Here is a 12,302-nt window from a genome sequence, read left to right on the forward strand (position 1 = left end):
GATTTTATTATATGGCTCAAGTAAGTTTGAAATATTTACTTTTGCTGAGCTTGTTTATTGGCTTACAAGGATGCCAACTAACTCAGCAAGAAACAGAACAACAACGGGCAAGGCCGGAGATTTTTAGCCATTACGAGCCTGATTTAACAACCCAGCAAGCACCTAGTGAGTTTGTCGATTCAACAGCTGTCGAACCACGTCCTGTTGCTGTGCCCATAGCAGTCAATAATACCCCGTTAGCAAAGCCTCGTTCGAAAGATCTATGGCAGCATATCGCCAACAATTTAACGCTGGTATTTCAAACCAATAAACATACATCTGCACGAGTAAAATGGTATTTAAAACAACCCAATTACCTGATTAAAGTAAATAAACGTGCGGCACCTTATTTGTATCATATCGTCACACGTATCGAGCAACAGAAGCTACCGATGGAGCTGGCCCTATTACCCTTTGTTGAAAGTGATTTTAGACCAACAATACGATCATCAGAGCAAGCCGTTGGTGTTTGGCAGTTGGTCGGCGCAACGGCTTATCATTTTGGTGTGCAAAGCGACCAATGGTATGACGGCCGCCAAGACATACTCGCTTCAACCGATGCCGCTTTAGCTTATTTAAGTTATTTACATAAACGCTTTGATGGTGACTGGCTGCATGCCCTTGCAGCCTATAACAGTGGTGAAGGACGCGTTAAAAAAGCTATCGAAAAAAATAAAAAGCTTGGCAAGAAAACTGACTATTGGTCATTATCACTACCAAAAGAAACCGCTGAATATATACCTAAACTTTTGGCACTTAGCTATTTACTAAAGCATCCTGAACAAGGCTTAAAGCGCCCTAAATTAGCGAATAAAGCACTCACCACAGAATTTGATGTTGGCCAGCAATTTGATTTTTCGGTGATCGCTAACTTATCTGGCGTGGGGCATAATCAGCTCCACAAATTAAACCCAGGATATTTAAAAAACCAAAGCTCGCCAAATGGTCCACATACTCTGCTTTTACCTATGGAGCGCCGCACCTTGTTGCAAAGTAAGCTGTTTCGCAACAACTTTGCCGGTGAGTATATAGTGCAAAAAGACGATACCCTTTATGGCATTGCCAGACGCTTTAATATGTCTGTAAAGGATCTGAAAGCGCTTAATAGTAAAACAAGTAACCTGATTAAAGTCGGTGAACAATTGCGATTATCGCAGCCCCAAACCATGCCTGAATCTTTACTGGTTGATTACAATATTAGCCCTTACCTTGAACAGCATGAGGAAGTTATCGCAACCATTGCGGTTGATTACCTCGTTAAACCAGGTGATTCAATTTGGAGTATCAGTCAGCTATACGACGTGCCTCATAAAGACGTTGCAACGTGGAATAAACTCAGTGCCACCAGCATTTTAAAACCAGGCACCATTTTGACATTGCACCTACCGCAAGCAAAACCCGCTGAGCCGCAAGTACCAGCCAGCGAAGCCATGTTGTCAGGTATCGAAAGCTCGTTGAAAAAGCCTTGATTGCTCACGCTTTGTGGTTAGCGTAAAATCAGCGCCTATATTTTAAATTCAAAAGAGAAATAACATGCAAATCAGTAAAGACGCTGTGGTTGAATTTCACTACACACTTAGTGAAGCAGGCGAGCAAATCGAATCAAGCAAAGATGGCGAGCCACTTTCATATATCCATGGCACTGAAGGCATGCTTCCTGGTCTTGAAAAAGCCCTTGAAGGTAAAGCGGCTGGTGATAACTTCAGCGTAACACTTGAGCCTAGCGAATCTTACGGCGAGCGCGTTGATAATCTAATTCAACGTATTCCTCTTAAGCACTTACAAGGCAACACAAAAGTGTGGAAGCCAGGTATGACTGCAATCGTTCATTCAAACCAAGGTCGTCACCAAGTGACTATCGTTAAAGTAGGCCGTTTCAATGCAGATTGTGACTTAAACCACCCATTTGCTGGTAAAACACTGACATTTGATGTTGAAGTGATCAATGTTCGCCAAGCAACAGCTGACGAATTATCACACGGCCACGTGCACGGTGAAGGCGGTTGTGGCCACAGCCACTAAGGGTAAAAAATGACAAACGTTGCAATTGTCACCGGTGGCAGTAAAGGTATTGGTAAAGCTGTAGTTGAGCGTTTAGAGCGTGAAGCCTACACAGTTTATAACTTGGATATCACCCCGTCTGAGGGCAATTATCATTACTGTGATGTCAGTGATGTTCAGCAGGTGAAATCGGTTATTGCCGAAATTATTGCTCAGACGGGTCGCGTTGATGCTTTAGTCTCTAATGCGGGTCGTCATTTAAGTGCCAACATTGAAAATACCGATGAAGCAACGTTTGATGCCCTGTTTGCGCTCAATGTGAAAGGTGCCTATGCTGCAATTCAAGCTGTATTACCTAACATGAAAAGCCTGCAAGGCGGCAGTATCGTATTGGTTGCCTCTGATCAGGCAATCATTGGCAAACCAAACTCGTTTGCTTATAACCTAACCAAGCACGCGCTAGCTTCCATGGCAAAAACGACAGCACTCGATTATGCGGCGTTTAACATTCGTGCTAACGCAGTGTGTCCGGGTACGATAGAAACACCATTGTTTCATAATGCGATTGATGCATATTGTCAGCGCAGTGGTGCCGATAAAGCAGAAATTGTTGCTGAAGAAGCCGCACTGCAACCGCTAGGCCGTTTAGGGCAACCAGAAGAAATTGCTGCTTTGGTGAACTTTTTAATAAGCCCAGAAGCAAGCTTTATTACTGGTAGTTTACAAAGTATTGATGGTGGATACACCACGCAATGAGCGACAAAATTATTGACCCCCATGTGCACTTTTTTAACCTCACTGAGGGTCAATACACTTGGCTACAAGGTAGCACCCCCCCCCCTTGGCCAAATTTAGATAAAATCAAAAAGCAAATTACTAGCTCAGAACTTAAAGCCGCTTGCCCATTTCAACTAGAAGCCTTGGTGCATATTGAAGCTGGCTTTGATAATCAAGCGCCAGTGAATGAGCTTAATTGGCTTGCAACGTACTTAAATGATATTCCCTATCGAGCAATCAGCTACAGCGCGATTGACGCATCTAGCAAACACTTTGAAGCGTCACTCAATGAATTAGATCATCCATCTTTGGTTGGTATTCGCGATATAACCGAAGGTGATGAAGCCAAGCGCTTATTAACTCCTCACTGCCAAGACAACCTAGCCATGCTCGCAGGCGAAAACTTACACTTTGAAGCACAGTTTGAAATTGAAAACATGCAGGCGACTGAGCAGCTTATTAAGTATTGCATCGCACTGCCCTCATTACGTGTGGTAATTAATCATTTAGGCTTTATTAGTGATGAGCAAAGATGGCTTGAAGCAATCATTAAACTCAGCCGCTGCGATAATATCGCAATAAAGTTCTCAGGCTTAGAATTCACACAAATTGCCGTAAACAAACACCTTTGGCTGGTTAATAATTTAGTTAAGTACTTTGGTGAACATCGCGTTATGTTTGCCAGTAATTTCCCTGTTTGCCAAATGAATACCAGTTACACAAACTGCTGGAAGCACTATCACTCATTGTGCTCGCAGTCGAGTTTATGGCATAAACTAAGCTATAAAAACGCCCGCGAAATCTATCTAATTGCTTAAAAACTAGCTATATTCAGGTCAGTAAAGCTGTTTAGGTTGGTGTTATGTTTGTTCATTTTAAAAAGCCTTTAGCTGCTGTAGCAGTTACGTGTTCGCTTATCATTGCAGGCTGTGGTGGCTCTGGTAGCTCAGAGTCAGGGACTATCGATGCTGCAGATATCACATGGACTGAAGGTGTATTTGAGCCATCAAGTAAATTTGACCAACAATGCCAAGCACTCAATGAAAAGCACTGGCTACGCGCTTGGAGTCACGAAACCTATCTTTGGTATGACGAAATAACGGACCGCGACCCTGCATTAACTGACGGTGTTTTAAATTACTTTGCCTTATTAAAAACCCAAAACACCACGGATTCAGGTGCAAACAAAGATAACTTTCATGCCAGCTTGCCAACTGACGAATGGCAAGCTCAGAGCCAATCAGGGCAGTCTTTTGGTTATGGCTTTAAACTTAAGTTAATCAGTGCCAGCGCCCCTCGCAAAGGGATTATCAGCTACACAGAACCTAATTCACCGGCTGCAAACCTCAATCTGAGCCGTGGCTTAGAAGTCGTTGAAGTGGATGGCGTTGACTTTGTTAATGCCAGCACCCAAGCTGAGGTTGATGTATTAAATGCAGGCCTCTTTCCTTCGGAGTCCGGCAAAGTAACCTCTTTTGTATTCAAAGACATTAATACCAGCGAAATTCGTGAAGTGACTATGACTGCACAAACCATTACAGGCCAAGCAGTTAGCAACATAAAGACCTTTGCCAATGGTGAAGTAGGCTACTTTCAGTTTAATCGCCATAATGCTGTGGCAGAAAAGCCCTTGTATGACGCCTTTAACAGCTTAGCTGCAATTAACGTTAAAGACTTGATCATCGATATGCGTTACAACCCTGGTGGATACTTATTAATGGCCAGCCAAGTTGCTTACATGGTGGCAGGCGGAAACAACACCTCAGGCAAAATCTTTGAACGCACTATTTTTAACGATCAACATCCAACCTTTAACCCCGTTACTGGCGATCGCTTAGAACCCGTTTATTTTACCGATGAGTTTTTAGGCTTTGCCGAAAACCCAGCTATCAGCCCAGGAACCCCATTGCCTTCGTTGAACCTAGAACGTGTTTTTGTGCTGACAACAGGCAACACCTGCTCAGCCAGTGAGGCTGTGATTAATGGCCTACGGGGTGCCGATATCGAGGTAATTCAAATAGGCGAAACAACCTGCGGTAAACCTTATGGTTACTACCCGACTGATAACTGTGATACCACTTATTTCAGTATTCAATTTACCGGCGTCAATAACAAAGAATTTGGTGAATATGCTGATGGCTTTGCGCCACAAAATAGCAATGATAGCGAGTATCAGCCAGTGATGATCCCAGGCTGTGCTGTCGCTGATGACTTCACACACCAATTAGGCGATGAAAATGAAGCTATGCTAAGTACTGCACTTAGCTATCGCGAGACAGGCCGTTGCCCTCAAGCCACTTCAACGATTAGTGAACAAGGGTTTGCACCAGCAATTTTTACAGACTCACCAAAAGTGCATGACATCCGTACTTCGACCTTACTTCAGCAAAGTAAAATTTTAGAGCAGTAGGAACCTTAATGAGAGCCCAACTAACTAGTGTATTACTGATATCAACGCTGCTAGGCTGTAGTGCACAAAGCCAAGAGCCAACACCGAAATTACAACATGCGCGGCTAACTGAGCCACAAAGTGAGCTAATAGCACAAGGCATTGCCAGATTAATGCATAGTAAGCCAATCGCAGTTGCCAATGATGCGTTTATAAATAGCAGCGTGTTAGTCACAGATAGTATGAGTGTTGTAGATGCTCAGGGTAACCCGATGATGGGCAAACAGCTAACGATGCCTGAGCGCTTTGAATTATTGATCAAAAACAGCATGTGCTTTGTTCGTCATTTAGATAGTAAAGCAACCGAGCCACTACCTTTGGTAAAATGCAGGCCAATTGATTAATTTAAACCTGAATAGTAGTTATAAAAAAAGCCCTTACGGGCTTTTTTAGTCGGGGGACAATCAAATTGATTGTTCTTATGCTTAGAAGCGAGCTTCAAATCCTAAGCGTACATAGCGTGGTGCTTGCCATGTATACGCAGATCCATAATAAGAGTTAACTTCACCCTCATTTTGCTCATAATGCTCATTTGCTGATGTGATTTCTTGGCTATTAAGTACGTTGAATACGTTAATAGTCGCACGCATATCAATATCTGATACTGTGAAGTCATATGCAGCTGATAAATCTAAGTTAAATGTCCAAGGAGTACGACCCGCTGTACCACGAGTGTGCTGCTCATAGATTTTTTCGTCTTGTTGACATTCGCCATCACCATTTGTGTCTGGACACTCATTGGTATAGATGTAGAAAGTATCACCCCAGCCGCCATTTAGGTTTGGATCTTTTGATGGGTAACCTTGACCAAATAAGCTTTGTGGACGACCACTTTGAAGTGTCGCATTCCAACCAACTGTTAGGTTTTCAACAGGTTCCCAGCTACCGAAGAACTTGAACGTATGACGACGATCGTTAGGCTGATAACCTTGTGAACCATCCATTACTGCAGGGAAATCGAAATCTTGCGTAATACCCGCATCAGCTTGGCCGATGTCAGACTTAACAGCACCTTCGAAGTTACCAACACTACGCGCCCATGTATAACCAAATTGGTAGCGGATAGTTTCTGCGCGGTAATCTAAGCTAAATTCAACTGACGTATACTCATTGTTTGCTTTCGGCAAGCCGATTGTTTCTGCTGAGTAAGTTGTTAGTGAGCCAGCATCTGGAACACCGTCATTATCAAAGCTTGAGTCACCCCAATCTGTACCATTCCAGTAGTAACCATCGCTGTACCAGCTTGATGTAGAACCTGGATTGATCATGACGCAGTATGGGTATGCATAACGGCCACAGTAATCATCAAGTGCGGTTGCAACTTCACGATACGTACCTTTTACACCTACAGTGTATTCATCATTAAGCGCTTGTTGTACACCGATGATGTATTCATCTTTAGAGAACGGATCCGCTTCTTTTGCTTGGAAAATATCTTTTTCCGGAATAACTGGTACACCACTCACTTGTTGTGAGTTTGCTAAACCACCACTACCGATAGAATCAGCTAAAGGAGCAAGGCCTGTTGGTGCGCCAGTTGTAGGATCAACACCCGTATATGTGTAGGCAGTCGTGATATCACTTACACCTGATGCCGCACGGAAAATCGTGTTATTAGCAACTGGTAAGTAGTAACGACCATATGTACCGTACACTTTTGTATCACCCGTACCTGTTGGATCCCAAGTGAAACCTAAGCGCGGTGCGATATCTGTTTTAAAGCTTGTTAATAACTTGCCTGTTGTACCCCAACTATCGAATTCATCGATACGTAAGCCAACATTCACTGCAAAGTCATCAGTTACTTGCCAGCGGTCTTCAAGGTAGTAAGCTGTTAATTCTGATTCAAAGCTACCACCACCGTCAAAGATACGATCTTCAACATAATCAAGTGCAGCACCTGTGTTATTGGTAAGCGCACCATTATCAGCTTGCCAGCTACCATTTGCAGCAAGTGTACGATAGTCATAGCTATGACCACCAATTGGCTGGCTGATTCGCTCTGATTTACGCTCTTGGTAATCGATACCAAAGCTGATTTCGTGTGCATCCCACACATACTCAACATCTAAGCGGTATTGAGTGTTGTCATCGTTATTTGCACCGTAACTACCACCAGCACCACAGCCAGTGATTGGGTTTGAAGTACCACGCGAGTCAGTTACACTTGGACAAACTAGGTTTTCAGACTGAGTTTCATATTCAGTTTTGATGTTACCAGCCATTGCAGTCACTACTAGGTCTTCTGTTAAGATACCTGTATAGCTTAAGCTTTGTGCTTTACCACCACGCTTTAGAAGTGCGCCATCGATACGATCACCAATCGCACCATTATCATATTCATAAACAGAGCGCTCGATATCACGACGGTTTGAGTAAGCGAAATAGCTTAAACGATGGTTGTCAGTAATATCCCAATCTAGTTTACCACCCCAGAATAAGTTATCGCCGCCTGATGCTGACTCTTTGCGATATTGATCATTTGGCGAGAATTCGTCACCACCCCAAGTATATGTAGACTCAGTATCACGAGGGTTAACTAAGCCGTAGAAGAATAAAGTGTCTTCAATTAACGGACCGCCCACTGCTAAAGTGATATCAGCACTATTATCAGAGGCTACGCTTTCATCTCGGAAAATTTGCCCGGCACCTTGGTTACCACGAGAGATTGAGCCATCATCTTGTAGTGAATCAGGGGCGTATTGCACAACTGCAGAGAATTCCCACTCATTGGTACCACTTTTGGTTGTGGTGTTAATCGTACCACCTGTCGCTCGGCCAAACTTAGCTGAGTAACCACCCGTTTTTACTTGGAATTGGTCATAAAATTCGAACGGCACTTCACCACAGCCTAAACCTTGACGTGTATTTGTAACCTCTAGACCATTGATATAACAAGCATTTTCAGCTACAGATGAGCCACCAAATGACGCAGTGTTACCAAATGCACTATCACCTTTAACTGCACCAGGTGCTAATAATGCAACCGAAGTAAGGTCACGGCTAATTGGCATACGGTCGATTTCAGCATCGGTAATAACTAAGCCTGAGTCAGCTGTAGATAAATCGATAGATGAAATACGCGCACCAACAACCTGGATAACTTCAGGGCCCGAGTTTGCAACGCTTGCTAAATCAAAGTTTGCCTTTGAGTTAGCACCTAAAGAAACACGCACTTTATCTTCAGCAACAACATTACCGTCTTTTAGAATCTGAATGTCATAGTTACCTGATGGTAGTGATGCAAAGCGGAACGTTCCATTTTCTGAAATATTTAAAGTACGTTCTAAACCTGTTGCTGGGTTTTTAACTTTTACAGTGTATGAAGAGGTATTTGTCACATTCTGAACAGAACCAATAACGTCTGATGCTGATGCGGGAAGGGCTAAACCTAACGATGCAGTTACTGCAATCGCTGTTATGCTTTTCCGAAACATTGATTTCATTTTTGTATCCCTGTTTAAATTATAATTATTCATACCTTTAAAAAGGCATATTTACATTAGTAAAGTGAAACAAGAATGTAAATTAAAAAACATAAATATATTACAAAAAATCCATATTTATTAGGAATAATGGATAAATGTAACTTTATGTAATCAATAGGATTTGCGAAGTATAATTTCAGAAACATAAACAATTAACATTGAAACTATATTAAAAAAGTAAAAACAAACCTTATATTTAACATTAAACCTAAGGAATTAAGGCTTTCCTTTTTAATCACCGATCGTTAATTATTTTATAAATGAGCCCAATAAATAATTTTTAACAATTACACTTTCTCACAAAAAAAGCCCTTACGGGCTTTTCATTGTTCAAAATTAAATTTTAACTCTGATATTGTGAATTAGTGTTACTTAATCTCAACACGTTGAGAACGCATAACAACTTCATCATTTAATTCAATACCGATACCTGGCTCTTCTGATACTTGGAAGAAACCATTTTTAGGTTGTGGATCTTGAATACACAATTCACGGTTCCATTTCTTAATCGCATAGGTGTGATGTTCGTGAATTAAGAAGTTAGGAATTGCGGTTTCTAAGTGCAACGAAGCTGCGGTTGCAACTGGGCCGCCACACACGTGAGCTTGAATACGCACATCGAAGATATCAGCATAATCACACACTTTTTTAGTTTCTGTGAAACCACCACATAGACCTAAGTCTGGCTGAAGTACATCAATACTTTGATCTTCTAGATATGGACGCACACCCCAGCGATTATACAAACGTTCGCCTCCTGCAATTGGCACGGCAACTTTGTCGGCAACTTTTGCGTGTAATGAATGATTTAAGTAGTTCACTGGCTCTTCGTAATACATACAATCGAACTCTTCCGCAATTTCACCAATTTGAATTGCTGATGTCGCACCAGGTAAGCTGTGACATTCAAAAATAATATCAACTTCGTCACCTACCGCTTCACGAATAGCTTGCATACGCGCACGATATAACTTCATTTCTGCACGAGAAATAATGTTAGTGCGATCATAATAAGTATTGCCGTTTTTATCGTACTGAATAGGGTCAACTTTTACCGCATCATACCCTTCAGCCATCGCCTTAAGTGCTGCTTCTGCATATTCTTCTGGGTGAACAAGCGCTTTAAATTCGCTGTCCCAGTCAAACTGTAATTGTGATGCATAAGTACGTAGCTTATCGTTAACTTTACCACCTAATAGCTGGTAAACAGGTAAGCCTAATGCTTTACCTTTAATATCCCAAAGCGCAGTATCAATGGCGCTCATTGCTGCATATACAACCGGACCACCACCTAAACCCCAAAAGCTTTCGCGTAGCATTCGAGACCACAGTTTTTCTGTTTGGAATGGGTCATGACCAATTAAAAAGGCATCAGCCATTTCTTTGATCATTGCCGCTGCTGCACTGTGACCTAAATCATAAGCAAGGCCTGCCTCACCCACACCGCTAATACCTTCATCAGTATGAATACGCACAAAAACAGGTGTCCAAGCAGGTCTGTCTGGACAATGAATATCGAACACTTCGACGCGATTAACTTTCATGGTTACTCCTTACTGAGCAAAACTAGGATCAAGACGATAAGCTTTACGCAACATTGCTGGCCATGCTAGTTGACCACCCGTGCTGCCGCTATGCACGACATTCGCTTGATTATAAATATTATCGATAATTGGTTGTGGTACCGGGATTGCTGTTTGACCACTGGCTTGAATAGCCAATTGAATTTCACACGCACGCTGCAAATCGTAAAAGCGCATAAACGCATCACCCACGGTTGGACCAACGGTTAAGCCACCGTGGTTAACCAATAACATGTGATTAGTGGTGCCTAAATCATCTTGCAGACGCTTTTTCTCATCACTGTTTACCGCTAACCCTTCGTAGCCGTGATAAGACAATGATGGCAATGAGAACATTGAGTATTGGCTTAGTGGTAACAGGCCTTTTTCTTGCGTTGCAACGGCGATGGTTTCTTTTGTGTGTAAATGAATAACACAATGAGCATCATCACGAACTTCATGAATGGCACTATGAATGGTGAAACCTGCCGGGTTAATTTTAAACGGCGTGTCATCAAGAATGTTACCTGCTAAATCGACCTTCACAAGGTTTGATGCTGTCACTTCATCAAAACTTAAACCAAACGCATTAACCAAATACTGATCTGTGCCCGGTAAACGTGCCGACAGATGAGTGTAAATTAAATCACCCCATCGAAAGTGCTCCACCAAACGGTAACAGGCAGCTAAATCAACACGAAGCTGCCATTCTTGTTCAGATACTTTATTTTTTAAATCGAGTTTTGGTAAGTCAAACATGGGAAACCTTGTAAATGTGACACAGCACAAATAGATGTATAGAAGTCTAAATTACTATTAATGGATGATCAATAGATGATACAAAAAGGCCACATCAATTGATGTGGCCTTTTTCGCTTTATGTATGCTTATTTTACTTGCGATAAGTAATCAGCAATTGCAGCCATTTCTTCTTCAGATACGTTTGCAACCATCGCTTTCATCGCAGCAGTCATACCGTTACTACGCGCACCTGATTTGATGTCTTTCATTTGCGCTAGTAAGTACTCTTTATTTTGACCATTTAATTTTGGGTACTGAGCCATGATAGGCGCTTTACCTTCTGGACCGTGACAAGTTTGGCAAAGCTTAGCTGTGTAAAGAGCTTGGCCATCCGCTGCCATCGAATTGAAAGATAAGCTTGCAGCCATTGCAATGCCAGCCCCACATAAAATTTTCGTGATCTTGCTCATTTGTATCTTCTCTTTATTGACGGGTTATTAAACATTTTCTTTAGTGTAGACCATGATTTAACAATATTGCACCCGAAAATTGTAACGGCAATCGAAACAGGTATTACCAAATTAAATCATCAGGTACTTCAAAATCAGCATACGGATCATCTTCATCCTTCTGCTTATCTTCAGGCTCAACATGGAACACTATATAATCTTCGCTGACCTCAGCGACTTTTCGTGCTGGCTCGTCTTCCAGTACAAAAAATTGGCCTTCTAAAACACAAATTGCCAAACGGCCACCAGCAAGGGCCTTTTGTGTTTTTTCGTTTACTTCTAGCTCTTTCACTTTATTTTGATAAGTGAAGTTAAATGTTCGGTCACCACGAATTTCATCTTGATTGTGATGCTCTAAAATTTGCTTAACGCGGGCAACTTGCTCACGTTGTTTTTGCTCTTCTAAACGCGCTTTATTAAGCTCATCGGCTTTTTTCTGCTGCTCAAGCTTAGTTTGCTCAATATGTTTTTGTAAATCGCTCGGATTACTGGTGGCGCCTTTCTTTTTCTTCTTTTGCTGTTTGCGCTTTTCTGTTTTGGCTACTTTAGCTTTGTGTGCCGTAGTAAGGCCAGCTTTAAGTAATTGATCTTGTAATGAACCCATGACGAAATTCCAATTTAATAATGCGTATTAGGGTTATTTTAATCAGCTCTGCCAACAAATAACAGTACTGAGCCCACTTGATTCACAGCAATCGAGTATATTGCAGTGAGATTAACATGCGATGAAATCATG

11 protein-coding genes are annotated in these 12,302 nt (G+C 42.0%); 6 read left to right on the forward strand and 5 right to left on the reverse strand.

Annotation, left to right across the window (positions count from 1 at the left end):
* The first annotated feature begins 26 nt into the window (after positions 1–26).
* The 6 genes from C2M33_RS17570 to C2M33_RS17595 all read left to right on the forward strand — a co-directional run bounded on the left by C2M33_RS17570 (position 27) and on the right by C2M33_RS17595 (position 5,610).
* A complete protein-coding gene (locus C2M33_RS17570; RefSeq protein ID WP_063701890.1) occupies positions 27–1,508 on the forward strand; it encodes a LysM peptidoglycan-binding domain-containing protein in 1,482 nt (493 codons plus the stop codon).
* A 64-nt stretch (positions 1,509–1,572) separates the two neighbouring features.
* The gene (locus tag C2M33_RS17575; RefSeq protein WP_063701864.1) at positions 1,573–2,061 is read left to right on the forward strand and encodes an FKBP-type peptidyl-prolyl cis-trans isomerase; all 489 of its coding nucleotides are present in this window, start codon (positions 1,573–1,575) and stop codon (positions 2,059–2,061) included.
* A gap of 9 nt (positions 2,062–2,070) precedes the next feature.
* Positions 2,071–2,796 carry an SDR family NAD(P)-dependent oxidoreductase gene (locus tag C2M33_RS17580; RefSeq protein WP_105175057.1) on the forward strand — a complete coding sequence of 242 codons (726 nt, stop codon included), beginning with the start codon at positions 2,071–2,073 and terminating at the stop codon, positions 2,794–2,796.
* On the forward strand, positions 2,793–3,635 hold the full coding sequence (locus tag C2M33_RS17585; protein ID WP_105175058.1) for an amidohydrolase family protein: 843 nt from the start codon (positions 2,793–2,795) through the stop codon (positions 3,633–3,635). The genes C2M33_RS17580 and C2M33_RS17585 overlap by 4 nt, the downstream gene beginning before the upstream one ends.
* A gap of 44 nt (positions 3,636–3,679) precedes the next feature.
* Positions 3,680–5,227, forward strand: coding sequence for a S41 family peptidase (locus tag C2M33_RS17590; protein ID WP_105175059.1), 1,548 nt, complete (start codon positions 3,680–3,682; stop codon positions 5,225–5,227).
* 8 nt (positions 5,228–5,235) lie between these two features.
* Entirely contained in the window at positions 5,236–5,610 is a 375-nt protein-coding gene (locus tag C2M33_RS17595) for a hypothetical protein (protein ID WP_105175060.1), read from the forward strand.
* Positions 5,611–5,691: 81 nt separating this feature from the next.
* Here C2M33_RS17595 and C2M33_RS17600 read toward each other — a convergent pair whose 3' ends face one another.
* From C2M33_RS17600 to C2M33_RS17620, 5 genes are all read right to left on the reverse strand, one after another.
* On the reverse strand, positions 5,692–8,712 hold the full coding sequence (locus tag C2M33_RS17600; protein ID WP_105175061.1) for a TonB-dependent receptor: 3,021 nt from the start codon (positions 8,710–8,712) through the stop codon (positions 5,692–5,694).
* 410 nt (positions 8,713–9,122) lie between these two features.
* A complete protein-coding gene (locus C2M33_RS17605; protein WP_054552450.1) occupies positions 9,123–10,298 on the reverse strand; it encodes a mandelate racemase/muconate lactonizing enzyme family protein in 1,176 nt (391 codons plus the stop codon).
* Positions 10,299–10,307: 9 nt separating this feature from the next.
* On the reverse strand, positions 10,308–11,075 hold the full coding sequence (locus C2M33_RS17610; RefSeq protein WP_063701874.1) for a class II aldolase/adducin family protein: 768 nt from the start codon (positions 11,073–11,075) through the stop codon (positions 10,308–10,310).
* Between the two features lie 128 nt (positions 11,076–11,203).
* Positions 11,204–11,527 (reverse strand): c-type cytochrome, encoded by a 324-nt coding sequence (locus C2M33_RS17615; RefSeq protein ID WP_063701876.1) that lies wholly within the window; start codon positions 11,525–11,527, stop codon positions 11,204–11,206.
* A gap of 103 nt (positions 11,528–11,630) precedes the next feature.
* The gene (locus tag C2M33_RS17620; protein ID WP_063701878.1) at positions 11,631–12,170 is read right to left on the reverse strand and encodes a DUF2058 domain-containing protein; all 540 of its coding nucleotides are present in this window, start codon (positions 12,168–12,170) and stop codon (positions 11,631–11,633) included.
* Positions 12,171–12,302: the final 132 nt, after the last annotated feature.

Source organism: Pseudoalteromonas sp. T1lg122 (genome assembly GCF_002964825.1).
Lineage (GTDB): Bacteria > Pseudomonadota > Gammaproteobacteria > Enterobacterales > Alteromonadaceae > Pseudoalteromonas > Pseudoalteromonas gelatinilytica.